General features: G+C 64.7%; 17 protein-coding genes. 12 read left to right on the top strand and 5 right to left on the bottom strand.

The features are described 5' to 3' along the window. Positions 1 to 10 precede the first annotated feature (10 nt). Complete coding sequence (locus ACQKI2_RS06015) at positions 11 to 622, top strand: class I SAM-dependent methyltransferase (protein WP_427378794.1); 612 nt, start codon at positions 11 to 13, stop codon at positions 620 to 622. Here the strand turns inward: ACQKI2_RS06015 and dacB are convergent. Both dacB and hrpB read right to left on the bottom strand, forming a co-directional pair. Further along, a complete protein-coding gene (dacB, locus tag ACQKI2_RS06010; RefSeq protein ID WP_427378793.1) occupies positions 619 to 2,070 on the bottom strand; it encodes a D-alanyl-D-alanine carboxypeptidase/D-alanyl-D-alanine endopeptidase in 1,452 nt (483 codons plus the stop codon). The genes ACQKI2_RS06015 and dacB overlap by 4 nt on opposite strands. 20 nt (positions 2,071 to 2,090) lie before the next feature. Then, positions 2,091 to 4,529 carry an ATP-dependent helicase HrpB gene (gene hrpB, locus ACQKI2_RS06005; RefSeq protein WP_427378792.1) on the bottom strand — a complete coding sequence of 813 codons (2,439 nt, stop codon included), beginning with the start codon at positions 4,527 to 4,529 and terminating at the stop codon, positions 2,091 to 2,093. A 124-nt stretch (positions 4,530 to 4,653) separates the two neighbouring features. Here hrpB and ACQKI2_RS06000 point away from each other — a divergent pair, with 124 nt between their 5' ends. Further along, positions 4,654 to 5,967 (top strand): dicarboxylate/amino acid:cation symporter, encoded by a 1,314-nt coding sequence (locus ACQKI2_RS06000; protein WP_427378791.1) that lies wholly within the window; start codon positions 4,654 to 4,656, stop codon positions 5,965 to 5,967. A gap of 134 nt (positions 5,968 to 6,101) precedes the next feature. Here ACQKI2_RS06000 and ACQKI2_RS05995 read toward each other — a convergent pair whose 3' ends face one another. Further along, a complete protein-coding gene (locus tag ACQKI2_RS05995; RefSeq protein WP_035593760.1) occupies positions 6,102 to 8,549 on the bottom strand; it encodes a sensor histidine kinase in 2,448 nt (815 codons plus the stop codon). Between the two features lie 252 nt (positions 8,550 to 8,801). Here ACQKI2_RS05995 and ACQKI2_RS05990 point away from each other — a divergent pair, with 252 nt between their 5' ends. The 4 genes from ACQKI2_RS05990 (at position 8,802) to ACQKI2_RS05975 (ending at position 12,507) form a co-directional block, all read left to right on the top strand. After that, the gene (locus ACQKI2_RS05990; protein WP_427378790.1) at positions 8,802 to 9,386 is read left to right on the top strand and encodes a hypothetical protein; all 585 of its coding nucleotides are present in this window, start codon (positions 8,802 to 8,804) and stop codon (positions 9,384 to 9,386) included. Between the two features lie 70 nt (positions 9,387 to 9,456). Beyond that, complete coding sequence (murB, locus tag ACQKI2_RS05985) at positions 9,457 to 10,404, top strand: UDP-N-acetylmuramate dehydrogenase (protein WP_427378789.1); 948 nt, start codon at positions 9,457 to 9,459, stop codon at positions 10,402 to 10,404. 450 nt (positions 10,405 to 10,854) lie between these two features. Beyond that, on the top strand, positions 10,855 to 11,313 hold the full coding sequence (locus ACQKI2_RS05980; RefSeq protein ID WP_427378787.1) for a hypothetical protein: 459 nt from the start codon (positions 10,855 to 10,857) through the stop codon (positions 11,311 to 11,313). Between the two features lie 15 nt (positions 11,314 to 11,328). Then, entirely contained in the window at positions 11,329 to 12,507 is a 1,179-nt protein-coding gene (locus ACQKI2_RS05975; RefSeq protein ID WP_427378786.1) for a hypothetical protein, read from the top strand. 30 nt (positions 12,508 to 12,537) lie between these two features. On the opposite strand, the gene ACQKI2_RS05970 is transcribed toward ACQKI2_RS05975, so the two are convergent. Then, entirely contained in the window at positions 12,538 to 14,616 is a 2,079-nt protein-coding gene (locus ACQKI2_RS05970; protein ID WP_427378785.1) for a TonB-dependent receptor plug domain-containing protein, read from the bottom strand. A 397-nt stretch (positions 14,617 to 15,013) separates the two neighbouring features. Between ACQKI2_RS05970 and ACQKI2_RS05965 the strand changes: the two genes are divergently transcribed. The 5 genes from ACQKI2_RS05965 (at position 15,014) to lpxC (ending at position 20,862) form a co-directional block, all read left to right on the top strand. Next, positions 15,014 to 15,922 (top strand): D-alanine--D-alanine ligase, encoded by a 909-nt coding sequence (locus ACQKI2_RS05965; RefSeq protein WP_427378784.1) that lies wholly within the window; start codon positions 15,014 to 15,016, stop codon positions 15,920 to 15,922. Then, positions 15,910 to 16,785, top strand: a complete 876-nt coding sequence (locus ACQKI2_RS05960) for a cell division protein FtsQ/DivIB (RefSeq protein WP_427378783.1) — start codon at positions 15,910 to 15,912, stop codon at positions 16,783 to 16,785. The genes ACQKI2_RS05965 and ACQKI2_RS05960 overlap by 13 nt, the downstream gene beginning before the upstream one ends. Next, positions 16,785 to 18,080: a cell division protein FtsA gene (ftsA, locus tag ACQKI2_RS05955; protein WP_427378782.1), complete on the top strand. Its 1,296-nt coding sequence runs from the start codon at positions 16,785 to 16,787 to the stop codon at positions 18,078 to 18,080. The genes ACQKI2_RS05960 and ftsA overlap by 1 nt, the downstream gene beginning before the upstream one ends. A 122-nt stretch (positions 18,081 to 18,202) precedes the next feature. Then, a complete protein-coding gene (gene ftsZ / locus ACQKI2_RS05950) occupies positions 18,203 to 19,681 on the top strand; it encodes a cell division protein FtsZ (protein WP_427378781.1) in 1,479 nt (492 codons plus the stop codon). A 269-nt stretch (positions 19,682 to 19,950) separates the two neighbouring features. Continuing rightward, positions 19,951 to 20,862, top strand: coding sequence for a UDP-3-O-acyl-N-acetylglucosamine deacetylase (gene lpxC, locus ACQKI2_RS05945; RefSeq protein ID WP_427378779.1), 912 nt, complete (start codon positions 19,951 to 19,953; stop codon positions 20,860 to 20,862). 26 nt (positions 20,863 to 20,888) lie between these two features. On the opposite strand, the gene ACQKI2_RS05940 is transcribed toward lpxC, so the two are convergent. Beyond that, positions 20,889 to 21,323 (bottom strand): helix-turn-helix domain-containing protein, encoded by a 435-nt coding sequence (locus tag ACQKI2_RS05940; protein ID WP_427378778.1) that lies wholly within the window; start codon positions 21,321 to 21,323, stop codon positions 20,889 to 20,891. Between the two features lie 223 nt (positions 21,324 to 21,546). On the opposite strand from ACQKI2_RS05940, the gene ACQKI2_RS05935 reads away from it, so the two are divergent. Then, entirely contained in the window at positions 21,547 to 22,380 is an 834-nt protein-coding gene (locus ACQKI2_RS05935) for an outer membrane protein assembly factor BamD (RefSeq protein ID WP_427378777.1), read from the top strand. Positions 22,381 to 22,399 lie beyond the last annotated feature (19 nt).

Genomic DNA, 22,399 nt, shown 5'->3' with positions numbered 1-22,399 from the left:
CCACGCCCCCTTGCAGACGCCGTCATCCTCCGTCATCGCGCTCTATGATCAGAACGCCTCCGGCTGGGATGAAGACCGCCAGTATCAGCGCCCCGCCGGGGAACAGCGCTGGATCGCGCGGTTTACCGGTGCAGCAGAGCCTGCTTCGCAGTTACTGGATCTGGGATGCGGCGCGGGCCAGCCGATTGTGCCCGACCTTCTCGCTGCCGGGCATCGCGTAACCGGCATCGACGGCGCCGCCTCCCTCATTGCCCTCTGCCGGCAGCGGTTTGCGGATCAGGAATGGCAGGTGGCCGATATGCGCGGGCTCAATCTGGGGCGCGTCTTTGGCGGCGTCCTCGCCTGGCACAGCCTCTTTCATCTTTCCCCGGACGATCAGGCAGACATGTTTCCGGTCTTCGCGCGGCATCTGCGGCCGGGCGCGCCCCTGATGTTCACCAGCGGAACCCAGCGCGGCGAAACCCTGGGCCGCTGGCGCGGAAAGCCCCTCTATCATGCCAGCCTGGATCTGGCAGAGTATGAGGCATTGCTCGCCGCAAACCGGCTGGCCCTGATCGGCCGGGTTGTGGACGATCCCGATTGCGGCGGCGCCACGATCTGGCTCGCCCGGCTGGCTGCCTAATTCTCCTGCGCAATGCGCACGAGGTTTGCGTCCATCTCTCCGATGATGGAGGGCGCATCGGCCGGGCGGTCATTGGCATAAACGGCAAAGATCAGCGTCTGCCCGCTGCGCGCGGTCATGAAGCCTGAGAGCGCGTTGACGCCGTGCAGAGAGCCTGTTTTGGCGTAAACTTTCCCCTCCAGCGGCGTGCCCTGGAACCGGCGCGCCAGCGTGCCGCTCTCCCCGCCCACGGGCAACAATCCGCGCCATTCATCGCCCCAGGTCTGCCGGGCTGCCCATTGGAGAAATTGCGCCATGCCGCGCGGGGTCACGCGGTTATAGCTGGAAAGGCCCGAGCCATCGAACAACTCCGCCTCCACCGGCGTCAGCCCCGCCTCAGCCACCAGCGCGGCCAGCACCTCCGGCCCGCCTTCGGGGGAAAGCTCCCCCCTTGCCAGCGCAATGCGGCGCAGCAACAGCTCCGCATGCAGGTTCTGGCTGTTCACAAGAATACGCCGCAGACTGTCCATCAGCGGCGGCGGCGTCAGCTGCGCAATCAGCACCGGCGCGCTCTGCCCGGCCTCCCCTTCGGCGGGCTCATGACGTGCCCGCATCTTGCCTTCCACAGCCACGCCGCGTTCCGTCAGCAGGCGGAAGAGGCGAAAGGCTGCCGTCTCCGCCGGGTCGCGCATTCCCACGGCATAGGCGCGCGGGGCGGTGCCGGCCGGGATCGATCCGGTCAGCCGCAATATCTCAAGGCCCGGCACGCGCCCCATCCGCAGGGTCTGCTCGGTTCCCGGCAGGCCGGTGATCAGCTGGTTGTCAACCGTCAGCAGGTCATCGCCCGCCGCCCAGTCCGCCTCTGCCGGATCGCCCGGGGCCGCCCCTGGCGCCACAATCAGGCTCAGCGCATTCTCGTTGACCGAAAGAGCCGATACCGGCGCGGCATAATACCAGACGAAATTGTTCCAGCTCCACCCCTGCCCCCAGGGCTCGGCGGGCAGCAGCGTATCATCGCCAATAATGTCGCCCACGCGCGTGATCCCGGCAGCGGCCACAGCGTCCGCCAATTGATGCAGGCAATTGTCCAGGCAGTCTGGCCGGTCAGCCAGCATGGGGTCGCCCGCTCCCATCAGCACAAGATCGGGCGCCGCCCCTTCTCCGCGCGGCGCCAGCCACAGCGATGTGCCCGCCGCCGGATCGGCCACATCAAGCCCCGCCAGATACTGAAACGCTGCCGCCGTGGTGAACACCTTGGTGTTGGAGGCCGGAATGAAGCGCTCATCGGCATTCAGCGAAAACACCTCCCGCCCGTCCAGCGTCATCACCACCGCGCCCCAGCGCACGCCGGCCACCTCCGTCTCCGCAAACGGCGCCGGCCGGGGCGGCTCTGCCGGCGTCGTGGTGCAGGCAGCAAGCCCGATCAGCGCAGCGCCGGTGATGGCCTTCAGCAAGCGGGGCAAGTTCATCCGTAACCGTCCTTTTGTCTCTAGAGGCGCTTCTTGGTGCGCCCCTCATGCGCGCGGGCATTTGCCGGGTCGTCCGGCCAGTCATGCTTGGGATAGCGCCCGCGCATATCCTTGGCCATGTCCTTGTAGCCTGCGCCCCAGAAGCGCGCGAGATCCTGTGTCGCCGCCGCCGGTTTCATGCCGGGCGAGAGCAACTCCACCGTCACCGGAACACGGCCCGCCGCAATCTTCGGATGCTCGGTCAGCCCATAAAATGCCTGCGCCCGTGCCGACACCAGCGGCGCGCGCGGGTCCAGCCAGTCCACCCGCGCGTTCTGACCGGACGGCAGCTCCAGGCTCAGCGGTGCATGGCTGCGCAGCGCTTCCTGCACCGGCCAGTCCAGCGACTGCACCAGCGCCTCGCGTACATCATGAGGCTCGGGCACCTGCGCTCCGCGCCGTTTCAGCGCCGGCTTCAGCCAGTCTGCCGCCGTTGCCGCCAGCCCCTCCCCCGTCAGCCCCGGCGCCTCGATCAACCCCGCCTCTGCCAGAATGCGCAGCCGGCTCAGCGTCTCCTCGATCACATCGCCCGCGCCAATGGCGCCAAACCCGTCTGCCTCAATCGCCGCCAGCATCGCTGCGGCCGCCGCCTCTGCCGAAGGCTTCGGCAAAGGCGCTTCGGAAAGCACAATCGCGCCCAGCGCCTTCACCCGCCGCGCCGTGAATTTGCCCGTCTTCGGGTCAAACGCCGCGCGCTCCTCGGTCACCGCCTTCTGGCTCGCCAGCGCTTCTGCCTCGCTGAGCGGAAGGCCCAGCAGAATGCGCGGCTCCTTCGCTGCCCCGCCCAGGTCTGCCACGATCAGCCAGTCTGACTTCGCCAGAAGATCAGAGGGCGGAACAGCGGCCGCCCGCCCCGATGCCATCAGATAGCTGCCCGCGCTCCCCGGCCGCCGCCGCGCCACCTGATCGGGCCAGGCTTGGCTGAGCAGCTTTGCCAGATCCCCGCCCGGCGCTGCGCCCCCGCCCCAGCTTTTGGCCTGCTGTTTCAGGGACCGGGCCCGCGGGCTGCCATCAGCGCGGAAACGCTGCAGGCGCTGGGTGAGATCGCTGCTCTCCCCGCCCATGCCACGCTCGCCCATCATGGCGGCAATCTCGGCGGCCAGCGCCTTCTCTGCCGGGCCTGGCGCGGAAGCCACCAGCGCGGCAAGGCGCGGGGGCAGCGGCAGGCGCGCCATCTCCCGCCCCCGCGCGGTCAGGGCGCCATCTACGTCCAGCGCGCCAAGCGCCGTCAGCAGCGCGCGCGCCCCCTTCAGCTTGCCCGGCGGCGGCGGGTCCATCCAGGTCAGCGCCGCCGCGTCCTGCGTGCCCCATTCGGCCAGCGTCAGCGCAAGCCCGGAAAGATCAGTCACCAGAATTTCCGGTGTCGGCGCCGCCATAAGCCCGCGTGTCGCCGCTTCGTCCCAGAGGCGGTAACACACGCCCGGCGCCGTCCGCCCGGCCCGGCCCCGGCGCTGGTCGGCAGACGCGCGGGACGCGCGCACCGTCGTCAGCCGGCTGCCCAGCCCGCCCAAATCTTCCTCCGCCACGCGCGAGAGGCCAGAATCAATCACGATCCGCACCCCCTCAATCGTCAGTGCGCTTTCGGCAATGTCCGTCGCCAGAACAATCTTCCGCTTGCCCGGCGGCGCGGGCGAAACCGCCGCGTCCTGTTCCCCCGGAGACAGCGCGCCGTAAAGCGGCGCTATGATCACGTCCGGCCCAAGCCCCGAGAGCGCCTCTGCCGTGCGGTTGATCTCCCGCGCGCCCGGCAGAAAGGCCAGCACAGAGCCTGCCTCCTCGCGCAGCGCCTGGCGGATCACCTTCGGCATCCGGTCTTCTATCCGCTCGTCAGACTTGCCAAGATAGCGCGTCTCGACCGGATACATCCGCCCCTCGCTCTCGATCACCGGCGCATCAATAGCGCGCGCGACCGCAGCCGTATCCAGCGTGGCCGACATGATCAGCAGGCGGAGATCCTCGCGCAGCACAGACTGCACCTCCAGCGCCAGCGCCAGGCCCAGGTCAGCGTTCAGCCGCCGCTCATGGAACTCGTCAAACAGCACGGCGCCCACGCCGGGAAGTTCCTGATCGGCCAGAATGCGGCGCGTGAACAGGCCATCGGTGATCACTTCGATCCGCGTCTCCTTCGACACCTTCCGGTCCACCCGCGTTGTCAGGCCGATGGTCTGGCCCACCCGCTCGCCAAGGGAGGAGGCCATCCGCTCGGCCGCCATGCGCGCGGCCACCCGGCGCGGCTCCAGCAGGAGGATACGCCCCTCAATCACCCCCGGCGCGCCCAGCAGGCCCGCCAGCGCCAGCGGCACGCGCGTCGTCTTGCCCGCGCCGGGCGGGGCGGCCAGCACAAGGCGCGGCCCAGCCGCCAATGCCCGGAGAATTTCCGGCATCACCTCATCAATCGGCAGGGCGTCGGCATGCATCATCTGCCCGCTGATAGGGCGCCCCCTGCCCTGATGGCAAGCGCCGGCCTCTCTGCTGCAGTTCCGGCAGTTGCCATTGCGGCGCCCTCCCCCTACCGTCCCGGCGGGTTCTAACTGGGAGTTGCGTATGAAGGGCTGGTTCGCCATTGATCTCTGGAAGCGGGTGCTGGTCGGCCTCGTTGTGGGCACGCTGATCGGCCTCGCCCTGCGCTACGGCCTCGGGCCAGAGCGCGCCGGGGAGTTCGTCACCACCTGGTTCAAACCTGTGGGTGATGCCTTCATCAACCTCATCCGCATGCTGGTCGTGCCGCTGATCTTCGTCACGCTGGTTTCCGGCGTGCTGGCGATGGGCGATCCCAAACGCCTCGGCAGTCTCGGCGGCCGCGCCCTTGCCATGTATATGGGCACCACCGTCATCGCCATCTGCTTCGGCCTGCTGATGGGCACGCTGGTTCAGCCCGGCGCGGGCTTTGACACCTCCATCGCCTCAGCCGCAGACATTGAGGAAACCCGCTCGCGTCTCGCCGTCAACGCGCCCGCCGGCAGCGTCGGCGAGCAGCTTGTCCGGACCCTGCTCTCCATCATCCCGTCAAACCCGGTGGATGCCTTCGCGCGCGGCGATGTGCTGCAGATCATCTTCTTCGCCATCCTGCTCGGCATCGGCATCATGATGACCGGCGAAATGGGCAAGCCGCTGGAGAAACTGTTCAACTCCGGCGCCGAAGCGATGATGAAGCTGACGCTGATCGTGATGGAAACAGCGCCCTTCGGCGTCCTCGCCCTGATGGCCTGGGTGATGGGCGACCGGGGGCTCAGCGTGCTCACCGTGCTCGGCAAGATGACGCTGGCCCATTACACCGCCTGCCTGCTGCACATGGTCATCACCTACGGCTTCATCGTGAAAGGCGTTCTGCGCCTGCCGCTGATCCCCTTCTTCCGCGGCGTGTTTGATGCGCAGATGGTGGCCTTCTCGACCTCCTCCTCCAACGCAACCCTGCCGATGAGCATCTCCTGCGCCACCAAGAATCTCGGCATCGGCAAGCCGGTGGCCTCCTCGGTGCTGCCGCTCGGTGCGACGATCAACATGGACGGCACCGCGCTCTATCAGGGCCTCATCGCCCTCTTCGCCGTGCAGGCGCTCGGCATCCCGATGGAGCCGGGCATGTATCTGACCATCATCATCATGTCGACGCTGGTATCGATCGGCACCGCCGGTGTGCCCTCCGTCAGCCTGCTGCTGGCCACCACCACGCTCAGCATCGTCGGCGCCAGCCCGGAGCAGATCGTGCTGATCATCGCCGTATTGTTCCCGTTCGACCGTATCCTCGACATGATGCGCACCGTCACCAACATCACCGGCGACCTTGCCGTCTCCACCGCCGTCGCCAAATGGGAAGGCGATCTCGACGAGGAAGTCTTCAAGGCATCCGATCCAGTCTGATCTTCAAGCCCCTTCTCCCCCTGGGGAGAAGGGGTTGGGGATGAGGGGGCCAGGCAACCAACGACATCACCGGCAGAAGAAAAAGCCCGGCCGTCTTTCGAGGGCCGGGCTTTTCATATGCTTTAGGCGCTAACTCAGTGCGCGGTCGGTTGCGGCTCGAAGCTCGTCTGGCTCGGCGGCAGGGACGCCGTTACCGGTGCCTGCGAGGGCAGCCAGCAGGTCACTTCCAGGCCCCCGCCATCGACCGATTTCATGCCCACCGTGCCGCCATGCAGATGGATGAAGTGCTTCACCAGAGCGAGCCCCAGGCCCGCGCCGCGCTGATCGCCGGAAACAAAGCTGTCAAAGCTCGTCGCCCGCTTGTCTGCCTCAAGGCCGGAGCCATTGTCGCGCACGCTGAGGGTAATCATGTCGCCCATGCGCTGGGCCGCCACCACGATCTCCCCGCCCGGCTCGGTAAAGCGCAGCGAGTTGGAGATGAGGTTGAACAACACCTGCTTGATCCGGCGCTCATCGCCCCGCATCTGGCCAAGGCGCCCGGTGATCTCGGCGCGCACCGAGACTTCGGTATCCTCCGCTTTCGACACAACCAGCTCGACGCTCTGATGGATCACCTCTTCCAGGTCCAGTTCACTCAGCTCCAGATCCAGCCTGCCGGCTTCGATCAGCGCCAGATCCAGAATATTCTCGATCAGCTTGTTGAGATGATCGGACGCTGAAAGGATCGCGCGCACATGGTCTGTCTGGCGCTCCGTCAGCGGACCATTGCGCTGGGTCTCCAGCAGCTCGGCATATCCAAAGATCGTGGTCAGCGGCGAGCGCAGCTGATAGCTCACATTGCGCACAAACTCGGTCTTCAGGCGGTCTGCCGCTTCGAACGCTTCGGCCCGGTCGCGCAGCGCCGATTCCACCCGCCGCGTCGCCGTCACATCGGCAAAGGCGATCATCGTGTTTCCATCCGGCAACGGATGGGTCAGATATGTCAGCAACGAGCCATCCGAGCGGCGCATTTCGCCGGTGGTGGACTGGCGCGCCGAAGGGTCGGTGATGTGAACCTTGATGCCTTCCCAGATGTCCATGTCATGGAACAGCGGCACACAGCCCCGCACCACATCATCATAATCCGGCTTGTCCTTCAGCCGGTCAGACGGAATGTCCCACACCCGCTCAAAGGCGCGGTTATGCAGCTTCAGCCGCCCGTCAGAACCGAACACGGCGACGGCCTCATGCAGATTGTCCAGCGTCGAAGACTGCGTCTTGATCAGCGCGTTGAAGCGCGTCTGCAGCGACAGATGGTCGGTGATGTCCTTGAACAGGACCAGCAGCCCGCCCATCGGATGGCGCTGGCGCGTGACAGACAGCGTGCGGCTGTCCGGCAGAGACCATTTGTCTTCCTTCACCCCGTCAATGTCGAGATAATAGGAAATCTCCTCGGCGCGCCATTCGGCATAATTCGTCCGTGCCGGGAGTTTCTTCTTCTCGCGCAGGCGGTCCAGAAGCTGGCCATGATTGGGGCGGTCCAGAAGGAAGGTCTCTTCCAGGTCCCACATGTCGCGGAAAGCCTTGTTGTAGAAGTTCAGCTTCCGGTCCGGCCCGAAGATCGCCACAGCGTCGGCCACATGGTTCAGCGTCTCGTCATGGGCGCGCACATGGCGGTTGAGCTCCTCGCGGGAATTCTCCTGCTCGGTCACGTCAAACGCCATACACCCCGCCCCGCCCGACAGCGGGAAGGTCAGCACCCGCATCGCCCGGCGCTGATTGTTGATCACGATATGCCGGGTCTCGTCATGCTCGGCCCCGTCGGTGATCGTCTTGCGCGCCTGCTCGTTGACCGCCTGGTCCAGCATCACCTGCCGCTCCAGCACCCGGTCAAGGTTTCCGCCGTCCACCGCTTCGATATAAGCGGGGTTGGCCCATTGCAGGCGCCCCATGCCCGAAACCCGCCAGGCCGGGAACGGCGCCTTGCCGAGCATGTCGAGGAACGCCGTCGGGTCGCGCGCAATCACCTGCCGCGCCTCTTCCAGCTTGCCGCGGGCCGAGCTTTCCTCCAGCCCCTTGATCGTCGTGTCGTTGACCCACACCACCGCGCGCACGCCCGCCGTGCGCCCGTCCGCCTCCAGGAAGCGGCCCGAGGGCCCGATGATGGTCAGCGAGAAAGGCTGCCCGCTCTCGCGCAGCTCCCGCAGGCGGATGCGCAGCGTCGTGTCCTGGCCCGCCGAATCGCGCGCCTCCAGATCCGCCAGCCCCTCGACGATGCGCACCGCCGGGTCCGGCGAAATCGCGTCATCGGTAAAACTGAGAAGGCCCGCCAGCGCCACTGGCGAGCCATAAAGCTCCGGCGGGGTAATCTCGTCCCCATCCAGCTCCAGCGCGTCGCCCTGCCAGACCAGAATAACGCCCGGATGGGCCCCTAACACAGATTTAAGGCCGGCATTCTCCGTCTCGCGGTCCCCGGCCACTTCGCGGTAGCGCTTGGCCGCCCCGCGCGCGCCGTCCGACACCCGCAGCGCCCAGAGCAGCGCCCCAAGCGCCAGCAGCGCAGTGCCAATAGCCATCAGAATGGGCATCTGTTCAGCGGTCATCGAGCTACCGGGCCTCTATATATTGGCAAAACATGCCGATCATGGACGGCCGCGCGCAGAAACAGGCGCCGCGACTCGCGAGGGTTTATACTGGTTAATGAATGGTGCTGCGAGCGTTAAGGCGGGGTTAATACTGAGTTCAGCACGCTGCCTGCAGAACAGTCCGGCGATCGGGCAGGCCTGCAGATTGGTGTTGCAAAACAGCCACACCCACCTAGGTTAGTCCGATCGGCCTTTCAGGAGCTATCCCGTATGCGCGCCCTCCTTGCCAGCCTTGCCCTGTCTCTTGCCCTGCCGATGACCGCGATGGCGTCTGGCGATGGAGACCTTGCCGAAGCCGACGACATCGTGCGCCTGCCCGGCCAGCAGGCCGCCGGCCGCCCCGAAAGAATGCCCCTCCCCGGCGGCCAGCCTGGCGACAAACCCAAACGCCTCGTCTCGGGCGGCGTGCTGATCATCAGCTTCGATGCCAATGGCGACGGCGTCATTTCCCCCGAAGAACTGCGCGAGGGCATTTCCGCCGCCTTCGCAGAGGCCGATGCCAATGGCGATGGCCAGATCTCAGCGCTGGAACAGCAGGCCTGGGCGGCCAGCTTCCCGGTGCGCGACGATACCCTCGCCAATCCCGTCCGGTTTGACCCCAATCTCGACCGGATCGTCACCTATGAAGAATTCTACACGGTGATCCTCCAACTCGCCGCCCAGTATCAGGACAGCGCCGGCAACATCACCGCCGCCAGCCTCACCGCGCCCGACAAGCCGGAGAAGGAAGACCGCCGCTTTGCGCAAGGCGGCGGCCCGCGCGGCGAAGGTTCGCCCGGCGGCCCCCAGCGCTAGGGCGCCCGCCGCCTTCGGGGCCCCTCCCCCACCTTGACTTCGCGCGCGGTTCAGGAAACCCGTTTCCGCCATGACCCTGCCTCCCCTTCCGCCCGTGCGCGGCAAACTCATCCCCGGCGCAGAGCTTGCGCCCTACACCTGGTTCCGCGTTGGCGGCCCGGCAGACGCCCTCTTCCTGCCCGCCGATGAGGAAGACCTGGCCGCCTTCCTCAAGGCGCTCGATCCCGCCATCCCGGTCACCGTCCTCGGCGTCGGCTCAAACCTCATTGTCCGCGATGGCGGCATCCCCGGCATCGTCATCCGCCTGATGGGCAAATACTGGGGCGAGATTGAAGCCCTTGACGGCATCACCCTCTCGGCCCGCGCCGGCGCGCTCGATCTCGCCGTCGCCAGGGCCGCCGCCGGAAACGGCATCACGGGGCTGGAATTCCTCTCCGGCATCCCCGGCTCGCTCGGCGGGGCGACGCGCACCAATGCCGGCTGCTATGGCGCCGAGCTGCGCGACCGGCTTGTCGCCCTGCATGGCTTCCGCCGCGATGGCAGCCCGGCGGCCTATCGCGGCCCCGGCAAGCCCGGCGCCCTGCCCGAGGCCCACTTCTCCTACCGGCATACAGACCTGCCGGAGGATCTCATCGTCACGCGCCTCATCCTGGAAGGTACGGGCACGGATGATCCGGCCACCATCAGCGCCGCCATCGCCGCCCTTCAGGCCCGCCGCGCAGAGACCCAGCCAATCAAGGAAAAAACCTCCGGCTCCACCTTCGCCAACCCCGATCCTCCGGGCACACCGGACCAGCGCTCCGCCTGGAAACTGATCGACGCAGCCGGCTGCCGCGGCCTGAAAGTCGGCGGCGCCCAGGTCTCCCCCCTCCACTGCAACTTCCTGATCAACACCGGCACCGCCACCGCCGCAGACCTAGAAGCCCTCGGCGAACTCGTCCGCGCCCGCGTCCTCGAAACCTCCGGCGTAGACCTCCGCTGGGAAGTCCGCCGCATGGGCCGTATGCAGAGGGTTTAGGCAACCGTTCCGACCCGCGCCCCTCCTCCCCCGCCTGCGGGGGAGGTGCCCGAAGGGCGGAGGGGGGACGCGGCAAGACACACCCTCAATAAAAGAAACCCCGTAGGGCGGGTTAGCCAAAGGCGTAACCCGCCATCTTCCTCAACAACCGAGAGCCCTACGCTTGTTAAAAGCCCCCTCTCCTGCGGGGTTGCGAGGAAAAGAAATCGCACCGCGATTTCCCGAGCAACGGGTTGGGGGTGAGGGCGCGCAACGCTTCCCCAAACCGCTCCTCCAGACGGATGACCCAGCCCCCCCTCACCCCTGCCCCTCTCCCAAGGGAGAGGGGTTCCAGATAAAGGCGGCCTACGCCCCTTCTCCTCCCCCGTTCACGGGGGAGGTGGACGCGAAGCGGACGGAGGGGGCTTCGAGGGAAATGAAATCGCCCCGCGATTTCCCCGAGAAGGCCAGGTGTCTGAAAGACATCTGGCCCTCAATGCCCAAACGCGCTCACCACAAGCGAACCCCGTAGGGCGGGTTAGCCCAAGGCGTAACCCGCCATCCCAAGCGCAAACGGTGGTTATCGCGCTGCTTCAAAAACACAACAGAGAATGCCTTGAAATCAAAACTGTAGCCTTGAAAGCAGAGAAGTCGCCCCCACCTAAGCGAGAAACCAAAAAGTGGTGGGAGACCATGAAATTTTCTAAGTATTTCAAACTGAAGAAGAAACAGGCCGAACTGGACTTTGTAGACGTCGATGTCGACGAGGACACTGAGCTTTACATTGATCCGTACGCAATCGAGCTTGCAACGGAGCCGCTCGCCGAGACTTGTAACGAAATATTGCGCGAGTTCTTTCAAGAAGTATTGAACGCTATTCGGAAATCTGATCGCCTGCGTGTTGGGTTCTTGATGAGCAATCTCCACTAGCCATTGGACACCTATTTGGGTGTATCGAAAGGTGGTCCCGGGCGTGGCATCGGCGCGAAACAGTCTGCTCAAATTGTTGCATCGTTGTTGAAAAGCAAGGCAGCACAAACTGGTCTGCTTAGTGATCTCTCAAATACCACACTGTTCATCGATGGGATCGCGCGCGATAAAATCTCTGACCTCGTTACTAATTTGATCCGCAGAGAACTGGCGGAGTACACTCAAAGACAATGCGAACTGCACGGCATCACAAAATTAGAAGAGCGGAACGCTGTCGCGCCATTATGGTCACGAAAACATTTAGGCTGGAAATCTGAAAAACTTTTACTCCCTATCGTAAAAGGAAAGCCGGTTCTTCTGGTTCCAAAGCATTTTGTACGCCATGACCTGTCTTTGGTCGCACAATACTTTTATGATAAGATTATCATCGACTTCCTCAGATCAGAACACTTGTCTGCCAATTCTTCCTTGGTACACGTACTAAAAAACGGTGACAGGCGCGTGTTGGTCAAAGACATTAAGCAAACGCACCCATTCTCAAAAGAGCTCATCTTTGAAATGGCGCAGAAGCACCATGAACTTCTGCAGAAGTACAAAAAGATGGCATCACAGGTTGGCCCATTGACAACTGGCGATATGGACGAGGGTTTCTTTGAGTCAAGCTTTGCTACCGCCGCCATCGAGACCCTGAAAAATATTCCTGCAGGAAAAAAAGACGCCTCCGCCTATCACAACTTCATGGTAGGTATACTGACGTTCCTGCTACATCCTGATTTGACCAATCCACGCAAAGAGGCGGAGATAAACGATGGAAGAAAGCGAATTGACATTCGCTATGATAACTCCGGATTTGGATCATTTTTTGCCCGCATATTGATGGCAAAGCAAACCCAGGCAATACAAATCCCGGTTGAGTGCAAAAACTATCACACAGACGTAAAGAACCCCGAGATCGATCAAATGATCGGGCGGTTTTCTCCTAGAATTGGTAGCTTCGGAATAATTGTATCCAGAAAAGTCGACGATCCGATAGGCTTAAAGGCTAGGCTGAAAGACGCCGCCACTAACCAAGGCGCCTTCATTGTGCACTTAGATGACGAGATCATCATAAAGATGCTGAATTCCGTCGCAGACGGAAGACGGAATGAAATACAAAGCATTTTGGAGTCTCTGTTTGGAGAACTATTGACGTGAGAGGACTCGGTGCTTTCTTCGAATACCCCCTCAAAACTTCCCCTTCAACTCCACCGTAAAAATCGGCCCGAACGCCCGGGAATATTCCTCCGTGCGCACCAGCGCCCCGTTGCGGTCGCCGTCATAGACGCGGCGCCAATAGGTGTCCTTCTGGTTGGTGAGGTTGCCGATGGCCACGGTGCCGGTCATGCCGGCGATGTCCTTGTGTTCCAGATAGGCCATCAGGAAAGGCGGCTCATTGCCTGACAGCTGCGTGTCGGAAAGCTGGTAGAACGGCTCCTGCTTGAAGCCCTCCAGGATCACGCCCCAGGCAATATCCGTCTTCGGAACATCCTGGCGCAGCTCGATATTATAGTCCCAGATCAGGTGGCCATTGATCGACCGGCGAATGCCGGTCACCGGATCGTCTGCCTCCGTATCATAATAGCGGCCCGTGGCGGTAATCTCCGCGCCGGCGAAACCGAGCTTGGCGAGCTTCAGCGTCGATTCGGTTTCCACCGCCCAGGCCTTGGCGCTGTCGATATTGCCGGGCCCCGCGCCCTGCCCGATCGGCACCTGGTCCACCACGTCTTCCAGGTCCACATAGAGGAAGCGCACGGTCGAGGCGCCCCATTCGCCGAAAGTCTTCTGCGCCTCCACCGAATAGCGCCAGGACTGGCTGGGCACGATTTCCTCATTGCCGGACTGGCCATTGCCAAGGTCCAGGTCCACCGAGGAAATGAAGTCGTAAAAGTCAAGCTGGCCCACGCGCCGCTCCACCTTGCCGACGAGTTTCAGCGTGTCGCTCTGCTGCCAGGAAAGCGTGGCAAAGCCCTTGGGCCGGGTAAAGCTGCGCTTGTTTTCCGCGTCGCCAGTCTGTTCGAGCTCGGAATATTCCAAGCCGCTGGAAAGCTGCAGGTTGAGTTTGGGCGAAAGCTGGCGCCCATGGGTGAGGATCACCTCGCCCCGGCGTTCCTCCACGCGGCTGTTGGCCAGGTGCAGCGGCACCGGCAGCAGTGGCCCGCCGCCAGTGGCTTCCTCCAGTGCGGTTTCCGCCTCCAGGAAGTTGAACGCGCCCTCGGCCGAAATCTGCCAGTCGCGCCCCTTCCCCGTCTGCAGGGCATATTCGCTGCGCAGGATGTATTCGCCCTCGTCCACGGTCTGCTCGAAATTGGACGCATACTGACCAGATCCGTCGAGCCCGCCCATCAGGAACCGGTCAACAAACGGGCTGTGCTCATGGCGCACAAGGCTGATGAATTTCAGCCGCCCCGGCCCCAGGCCGAATTCATAATCCCCGCCGATTTCGGCGTTCCACTCATCCTCCGCGCCCTGGAAAAGGCGCCGCCCCTCCACCCCGCCCAGCGGATAGGTCTTGGAAATCTGCTTGCGGTCCACTTCCCACACGCCGGCCCTGGCGTTGAGATTGGCAATCGCCCCGCTGGCCGGTTTCCAGGAGAGCGACCCGGCCACGGAAACATCATCCCCCACGCGGGTGAAATCCTCCCGGCGCTGTTCCAGAAGGTTGCCCTGCCCGTCCTGAATGAGGCGCCAGCCGGCATCGGCGCCCCGCTGCGGCGCGCTGGCCGCCTCCAGGCTCCAGCTCAGCGCCCCCTGGCTGCCCGCCAGCGTCAGCGTGCCTTCGTTGAGCGAGGGCGGCAGGTTTTCCCGCAGGCGGATCTTGTAGCGCCAGGTGCCGTCCATCGTGCCTTCGCCATCGGTGATCACATTGACCACCTTGCCGGTCAGGCCGGGAATGTCGGTCTGCGTCCCGTCCAGCACTTCGATGCGCACCACCCGCGCCGCCGCGACCCGGCCAAGCTCGGCTTCCGCCCCGTTGGACTTGGCCGAAACCCGCTGCCCGTTGATCAGCACATTGCCGCGCGCCTGGCCAAAGCCGCGATTGCCGCTGTCATCGCTCTGGATGGCAAAGCCCGGAATGCGGCGCACCATGTCCAGCGCCGTCACCGGGCCATACTGGGCAAAGTCTGCCGGCACATAGGCGGAACGGTCCGTTCCGCTCGCGGCGGGGCTGGCGTCCGGCATCACCGGCGCCGCCGTCTCGGCGCCCGCAGGCCCCATCAGCGCCATCACGGCAAGGCTTCCCATCAGCAGCGGCTTCAACGGCATCGGCATTTCCTCCCACACTCTTCGAGCAGGCCTGCTTGACAGCGCCGCTCAAATATCATTTCCGTTTTTCGGTATCGATTTCTCGATCTTCAATAAGATTGAGGTGTGGTCTCATGAGACTACATATGTAGTCAACATCTTTTTGGGCACGCAAATAATAATCACTCGCGAGACTTGGGCCGGGCTCTGGCCATCAAAGCGGCGGAACGCCCGGTTTTTCAGGCGAAACGGCCGTCGCCGCGCTCTGCCCGCCCAAACATGATATTTCGGTAATCCGCCGCAAAACGGCCCCGCCCCCGCCTGACAGCTGCCGCGCCCCGCGTCTTAAGTCGCTGTTCACCGTGTCAGGCCATCAACTGGGCAAGAGCGCGGCAGTAAGCGGCAGAAGGAATTTCCCATGAAACGGGTAGCAGTGATCTATGGCGGCTGGTCTTCGGAACGGCCTGTGTCCTTGTCCTCCGGCCAGCAGATGGCCGCTGCCGCCCGCAAGGCCGGCTACGGCGTCACCGAGATCGACGTCACCCGCGACCTCGCCACCCAACTCGCCGAAGCCAAGCCCGATGTGGTCCTCAATGGCCTGCACGGCCCCTGGGGCGAAGATGGCTGCGTCCAGGGCGTGCTGGAGGTGATGGGCATCCCCTACTCCCATTCCGGCGTGCTCGCCTCGGCCCTGGCCATGGACAAGCTGAAATCGAAAGCCGTTTACCGCTCGGCCGGTCTCGATGTCGCCGCCGACAAGCGCGTCACCCGCGCCGAGGCCGCCGCCGCTCACGCCCTGCCCCCGCCTTACGTGATCAAGCCGGTGAATGAAGGCTCCAGCTTCGGCGTGCTGATCGTGCGCGAAGGCGCCAACGGCCCGCCTCAGGAACTTACCGGCCCGAACTGGCGCTATGGCGATTATCTGATGGCCGAAGAATACATTCCTGGCCGCGAACTCACCGTCGCCGTGCTGGGAGACAAGCCCCTCGCTGTCACTGAAATCACGACCTTAAGGGACTATTACGATTTTGATGCAAAATACGCGGCTGGCGGATCAAGACATGTGATCCCGGCAGACCTGCCGGCCCATGTGACGAAGGCGGCGATGGACGCCGCGCTTACGGCGCACAAGGCCCTGGGCTGCCGCGGAGCAACGCGATCAGACTTCCGCTATGATGAACAGAAGGACCGGCTCGTGATCCTCGAGACAAACACCCAGCCCGGCATGACGCCGACCTCGCTCGTTCCCGAGCAGGCCGCGCATGTGGGTATGTCTTTCGAGGAGCTTGTCGCCTGGATGATCGAGGACGCTTCATGCCAAAGATAGAGCGCAACCAGACCGTCCCCGGCGGGCGCCGCCGTGCCCCCGCCACGATCATCGACGAAACCACCGGCGAGGAAGTCCGCGTCTCCTCGGTGATCTTCGGCATCGTGATGCTGATCGCCATCCTCGTCGCCACCGCCGCCTGGATGGGCGGATCGATGTCGCAGATCGGCTCGCGCTTTGGCGGCTTCATGGACGACACAGCCCGCCTTGCCGGGGTCGATGTACGCTCGGTGTCGGTGATCGGCCTGGAGCTCAATCCGGCGCTCGCCGATGAAGTGCGCGCCGCCGCGATGATCGAGCCGGGCGAAAACATGTTCCGCGCCGACCCGTATGTCATCCGCCGCCGCGTCGAATCCACCAAGAAAGTCCTGAACGTCCGTGTCCACCGTCTCTGGCCCGGCCAGGTGGTGATCCTGGCCGAAGCGGCGGAGCCCGTCGCCCTCTGGCATGACGGGCGCGACTGGAAAGTCGTCGATGGCCTTGGCCGCATCCTGCCGGATGCAAAGGCCGAAGATCACGGCCACCTCCTGCGCCTCGCGGGTCTCGGCGCCCCCTCCGCCGCGCCCCAGCTCACCCGGGCGCTCGCCGCGTCGCCGGACATCAACGAGCGCGTCGCCGTCGCCACCCGCGTCGGCGAACGCCGCTGGGACATGCGTTTCGTCAGTGGCGTGACGGTTCGCCTGCCCGAAGACGAAGCGCTTGAGCCCGCGCTTGACCGTCTCGCCAAGCTGCAGGTGCGCACCGCCCTCACCCAGCGCCCGCTGGAAATGATCGATCTGCGCTCGCGCAACCGGGTCTATCTGCGCGCCACCAAGGAAGCCCAGCTCGCCCACCCCCTCACCCCCGCCGGTGAACGCACCTGATGGCAAACCTGTCGGCCAAACGTCTCGCCCGCCTGCAAGGCCAGCGCGCCGGCACCGTCGCCGCCCTCGATATCGGCTGCTCGAAAACCACCTGCCTGATCGGCCGCCCGGATGGCTCGGGCCCGCGCCGCATCCATGTCCTTGGCGGCGGGCGCCAGCAGACACGCGGCTTCAACGGCACCGGCATCACCGACATGGAAGGCCTTGAGCGCACCATCCGGGTTGCCGTGGAAGATGCCGAGCGTGAGGCGGGCGAACCGATCAGCGAAGTCATCCTCGGCGTCAGCGGCCCGCAGGTCACCTCCTGCCTCGTCGAAGCCCAGATCGAGCCGGGCGGGCGCGCCGTCACGGCCCGCGATGTGCGCCGCCTGCACACCCAGGCCATGGCCCGCGTGCCTCAGAAGAATTCAGACATTCTGGCCGCCTGGCCGGTCGTCTACACGATTGACCGCGCCGCCGGCCGCGTGCGCCAGCCCGTCGGCATGATCGCCGGCACGCTGCATGTCCGCATGGCGGTGATCACCGCGCCCAAATCCATGGTGCGCAATCTCGTCGAATGCGTTGGCCGCGCCCATCTTGGCGTCACCAAGCTTGTCCCCTCCCCCATCGCGTCGGGCCTTGGCACGCTGATCGAGGACGAGCTGGAAAACGGCACCATCTGCATCGACATGGGCGCCGGCATCACGGCTGTCTCCGTGTTCCTCAACGGCGCGCCCGCCTGGCTCGGCCTCGTGCCCGTCGGCGGCCAGCATGTCACCGCAGATCTCGCCCAGGGTCTTGGCACCACCTTTGCCGCCGCCGAGCGCATCAAGACCGTCTTCGGCACGGCAGACCTGGAAGGCCCCGGCCTTGCCGAACGGGTCGAGGCCGCCCGCCTTGGCGATGATGGCCGCCTGCACGCCACCCGCACCGAGCGCGGCGAGATCGCCCGCATCATTGCCCCGCGCATCGAGGAAACCTTCGAACTCGTCGCCCAGATCCTGGAGACCAGCGATGTCCGCAAGGTTCTCCCCCACCGCGTCGTCCTCACGGGCGGCGCCAGCCAGCTTCCCGGCATCCGTGAAGTCGCCAGCCGTTACCTGCGCGCGCCGGTGCGCCTCGGCAAACCGGTGATTTCCGAATTTCTGGGCGAAACACTGGCAACACCGGCTTTCTCCACCGCGTCCGGCCTGATACTCTATCCGGAGTTGGGGTATGCAGATGCTGCGCGGGCTGGCGTGGCATCAACAGAGGATGCTGCCGGATCGGGCACTTGGGTGAATGCTGCGCTGCGCTGGCTGAAGGATAACTTCTGAGGAACTTCCCCGGAATTTTTCTTCTCCCCTCCACACTCACTTAAGCGTTTTTTAGCCCCGCCACAGGATGGTGCAGGTTGAATACGGCCCGGCAGGACGCGGATTGTGAGAGTAGGTACGCGATGACCCAGGAACTCAAACCCAGAATCGTTGTCTTTGGCGTGGGCGGTGCCGGCGGCAATGCCGTCAACAACATGATCGAAGCCAACCTTCAGGGCGTGGAGTTCGTCGTCGCCAATACCGACGCGCAGGCGCTGGCCCGCTCGCGCGCCGAATTGCAGCTCCAGCTTGGCCTGGAGACCACCGGCGGTCTCGGCGCCGGAGCGCGCCCCGAAATCGGCGCCCGCGCGGCTGAAGAATCCCTTGATGAAATCCGCCTCCATCTGGAAGGCGCCCATATGGTGTTCATCGCCGCAGGCATGGGCGGGGGCACCGGCACGGGCGCCGCCCCGGTCATCGCGCGCGCGGCCCAGGAACTCGGCATCCTCACCATCGCCGTCGTCACCAAGCCCTTCGGCTTTGAAGGCACCCACCGGATGAAGCTGGCCGAGGACGGCCTTGCCCGCATCCGCAGCCATGTCGACACGATGATCGTGGTGCCCAACCAGAACCTCTTCCGCGTCGCCAATGACCGCACCACCTTTGCCGATGCGTTCCGCATGGCCGATGATGTGCTCTATAACGGCGTGCGCGGCATCACCGATCTCATCGTCATGCCCGGCCTCATCAATCTCGACTTTGCAGACGTCGGCGCCATCATGCGCGGCATGGGCACGGCGCTGATGGGCATGGGTGAAGCCAGCGGCGAAGGCCGCGCGCTGGAAGCGGCCCGCCGCGCCATCGACAATCCCCTGCTGGATGATGTCACGATCCGCGGCGCCAAGGGCGTGCTGATCAACATCACCGGCGGCTATGACATGACCCTGTTCGAACTGGACGAGGCTGCCAACGAGATCCGCCGCGAGGTAGACCCGGAAGCCAACATCATCATCGGCTCGGCCTTCGATACCGGGCTTGAGGGCACAATCCGCGTCTCCGTGGTGGCTGCCGGCCTGGATGAGGCCGCCCGGCGCCTGCCCGCCGCCCAGCCGGCCACCGCCAGCGTGCGCCAGCCCATCGCAGCCCCCGTCGAAGACGCCCCCGTCCTGCCCGAGCCTGAGCCCCTGATGGCCGAGCCGGACGTCGAAGACATGCTCGAAACGGTGGCTGAAGCTGCCACCGCAGAAGACACCCCCGCCAGCGCCCCGGAAGACGATGACCGCCCGGTCGTCATCACCCGCCCTCAGCCGGCCGCGCGCGCCGTGATCATCGACGACACCGCCGATGAGGAAGAGGAGCCCGCCGCGCCGATGCCGTCGGTCTTCTCCAGCCGCAAGGACGTGCCCGCTGCCGACAAGCCGGCCCGCGAAGCCCCTTCGGCGGGCTTTGCCAACCTCTTCGGCTGGCGCCGCCCCACGCCCCAGGGCCAGAACGACACGTCCGATGTTCCGGCTGTGCCCAGCCAGATCGTCACCTCGCCGGACGACCATCCCAAACCGGCACCGTTTGACGATGCCGATCTCGAAATCCCGGCCTTCCTGCGCCGGTCGGCCAACAACTGATCTCCGTCTCCAATTTGGCCAGCGCGCGCCCGGACCTCGTCCGGGCGTGTCCGTATTTGTCCCGGATCTGTCTGAAACTGTCCTTGTGTGTCCCTTCGGAGACAGCTTTTGTAACAGAAATGTCCCTTTGTTTTCAGCGCACTAAGATCAAAAAACGCCCCATTTTGTAACAACACGCAATATCCCGTGTTTTGATGCTGGCCCCCACCCTTGCCAAATGGATTTCGAAGGCTGCGACAAGTGCAGCCGCCAGTCAGGTTCTTGGTTCCATGGTCGATATGCAACATACCCTCGCAAAGGCCGTCAGCTGCGCCGGTGTCGGCGTGCACAGCGGCGTGCGGGCCCGGTTGACCCTGAAACCTGCTCCCGCCGGCACGGGCATCGTCTTCCTCCGCACCGATGTTCCCAAGGCCACCGCCACCGTGCCCGCCCATGCCGAAACCGTCACCGATACCCAGCTCGGCACCACGATCAGCAATGAACACGGCGTTTCCGTCGCCGTCGTCGAACACCTGCTGGCTGCTATCGCCGGTCTCGGCATCGACAATCTGATCGTCGAGATCGACGCCCAGGAAGTGCCGATCATGGACGGCTCCTCCTCGGTCTTCTACGAGCTGATGATGCTGGCCGGCCTCAAGGCCCAGGGCGCCCTGCGCCGCCGCATCCGCGTGCTGGAGCGCGTCGAAGTGGCCGATGGCCCCAAGCGCGCCTCCCTCTCCCCGGTCGCCGATGACAGCCTCACCATGCGCGCCCGCATCGAATACACCGATCCCACCATCGGCGTGCAGCAGATGGCCCTGCGCCTCCTGCCCGGCAGCTTCGCCCGCGATCTCGCCTTTGCCCGCACCTTCGGTTTCGCCCGCGATGTCGATATGCTCCGCGCCATGGGTCTTGCCCGGGGCGGCTCACTCGAAAACGCCGTGGTGATCGACGATAACGGCATCATGAACCCGGAAGGCCTGCGCGTGGAGGATGAGTTCATCCGCCACAAGATGCTCGATGCGGTGGGCGATCTGATGCTCGCCGGCGCCCCGATTGCCGGCGCCTATGATGCCGTCCAGCCCGGCCATGGCATCAATAACAAGCTGGTGCGCGCCCTGCTCGCCAACCCGACAGCCTGGTGCTGGGAAGAAGCCGGTTCGCGCGCTGAAGCGGCCGAAGACGTGCGCGCTGCCGTCTGAGCTCCCGCCGATCTGGCGCCCGCGCCTCAGGCCTGGCCGCTGATCCCGCCATTGGTGGCTGGCCGGGCCGGCGCAACCTCGCTGTCCCCCTCAACGTCCCCCCCGCCGGACAAAGCCCGCATCAGCGCCATCAGATGGCTGCGCACGCGGTCGTCCTCGATCCGGGAAAAATTGCGCACCAGCTCGATCACTGCGCGGGAAGAGTTGCCCGGCTCATCTGCGGCCTCGGCAGCGCCAAAGAACCAGCCCGGCAAAACTTCCAGCACTTCGGCAATCTGGGCCAGCCGCCCGGCGCTGATGCGGTTGGCGCCGGTCTCATATTTCTGGATCTGCTGATATGAAATGCCCAGCGCATCGGCCACCTGATCCTGCGTCAGCCCAAGCAGTATCCGCCGCCGGCGCATTCGCTCGCCCACCTGACGGTCCACCTGGTTTGCATCGCTCAGTTTGATCGGTCTCATGGAGCTACCTGACTGCGCCAAAGCTAGCGGATGACCCACCCGAAAATCGGGTTCCGGCGCGTAAAGAAGTACCCTTATACGCCGCAAGCTAGTCCGCAACACCCTTCCGGCAAGGGCAGCGCCCCCCGCCGCGCGCACTGAGATGACAAACGGCCTTGGAAACCCCACACAATCCGCGCTAATCAAGCTGACGAAAAGTTCTGAGAGCGCGAGGCCGCACCGCATGTCGAAACTGACACCCCTTCCCCTCGTGCTTCTTGCCAGCGCCCTGATGGTGACAGCCTGCGCGTCGAGCCGCCGCAATCCTGAGCTGGCCTATGTCGAGCGCCCCGTGGAGCAGCTCTACAATCAGGGCACCGACCGGCTGGACCGGCGCGATTACACCCGCGCCAAGCTGTTCTTCGAGGAGGTCGAGCGCCAGCACCCCTATTCGGAATGGGCCCGCCGCGCGATGGTGATGTCGGCCTATGCGTCCTATCGCGCCCGCGATTACACCACCTCCATCTCCGGCGCGCAGCGTTATCTCTCGCTCCACCCCGGCGGCTCGGAGGCTGAATACGCCTATTATCTGATCGCGCTGAACCATTTCGACCAGATCACCGATGTCGGCCGCGACCAGGCGACCACCGAAAACGCCCGCAACGCCTTTCTGGAGGTCATCCGCCGCTATCCCGACAGCGAGTATGCCCGCGACGCCCGCGTCAAGCTCGACATGGTCAACGACCAGCTCGCCGGCAAGGAAATGACCATCGGCCGCTGGTATCTGCGCTCCAATCAGACGCTGGCCGCCGTCAATCGCTTCCGCCGCGTGGTGACGGAGTATCAAACCACGTCTCACTCCGAAGAAGCGCTTCATCGCCTGGTGGAAGCCTATCTCACCCTGGGCCTGCGCGATCAGGCGCTCGCCGCCGGCGCCACGCTCGGCCACAACTATCCGGGCAGCGACTGGTACAAGATGAGCTACCAGCTGCTGACCAATGAAGGGCTGAACCCCGACACTGTGGACGAGACCACCCGCCGCAGCTTCCTTCAGCGGCTGATCCCCGGCGGCAATTAACCGCCGGGCCGCGCGCCCC

The organism is Hyphomonas sp. NPDC076881 (assembly GCF_050269995.1).
Taxonomy (GTDB): Bacteria; Pseudomonadota; Alphaproteobacteria; order Caulobacterales; family Hyphomonadaceae; genus Hyphomonas.
The sequence above is the reverse complement of the archived record's forward strand: the minus strand, read 5'-3'. Positions and strand labels throughout refer to the sequence as shown.

Coding starts and splice junctions, on each gene's coding strand:
- ACQKI2_RS05960 (WP_427378783.1), top strand. CDS start 15,910: ATGCCAAAGATAGAGCGCAACCAGACCGTCCCCGGCGGGCGCCGCCGT.
- ACQKI2_RS05935 (WP_427378777.1), top strand. CDS start 21,547: ATGTCGAAACTGACACCCCTTCCCCTCGTGCTTCTTGCCAGCGCCCTG.
- ftsZ (WP_427378781.1), top strand. CDS start 18,203: ATGACCCAGGAACTCAAACCCAGAATCGTTGTCTTTGGCGTGGGCGGT.
- ACQKI2_RS06000 (WP_427378791.1), top strand. CDS start 4,654: ATGAAGGGCTGGTTCGCCATTGATCTCTGGAAGCGGGTGCTGGTCGGC.
- ACQKI2_RS05965 (WP_427378784.1), top strand. CDS start 15,014: ATGAAACGGGTAGCAGTGATCTATGGCGGCTGGTCTTCGGAACGGCCT.
- murB (WP_427378789.1), top strand. CDS start 9,457: ATGACCCTGCCTCCCCTTCCGCCCGTGCGCGGCAAACTCATCCCCGGC.
- ftsA (WP_427378782.1), top strand. CDS start 16,785: ATGGCAAACCTGTCGGCCAAACGTCTCGCCCGCCTGCAAGGCCAGCGC.
- ACQKI2_RS05940 (WP_427378778.1), bottom strand. CDS start 21,323: ATGAGACCGATCAAACTGAGCGATGCAAACCAGGTGGACCGTCAGGTG.
- lpxC (WP_427378779.1), top strand. CDS start 19,951: ATGGTCGATATGCAACATACCCTCGCAAAGGCCGTCAGCTGCGCCGGT.
- ACQKI2_RS05995 (WP_035593760.1), bottom strand. CDS start 8,549: ATGACCGCTGAACAGATGCCCATTCTGATGGCTATTGGCACTGCGCTG.
- dacB (WP_427378793.1), bottom strand. CDS start 2,070: ATGAACTTGCCCCGCTTGCTGAAGGCCATCACCGGCGCTGCGCTGATC.
- ACQKI2_RS05990 (WP_427378790.1), top strand. CDS start 8,802: ATGCGCGCCCTCCTTGCCAGCCTTGCCCTGTCTCTTGCCCTGCCGATG.
- hrpB (WP_427378792.1), bottom strand. CDS start 4,529: ATGATGCATGCCGACGCCCTGCCGATTGATGAGGTGATGCCGGAAATT.
- ACQKI2_RS05970 (WP_427378785.1), bottom strand. CDS start 14,616: ATGCCGTTGAAGCCGCTGCTGATGGGAAGCCTTGCCGTGATGGCGCTG.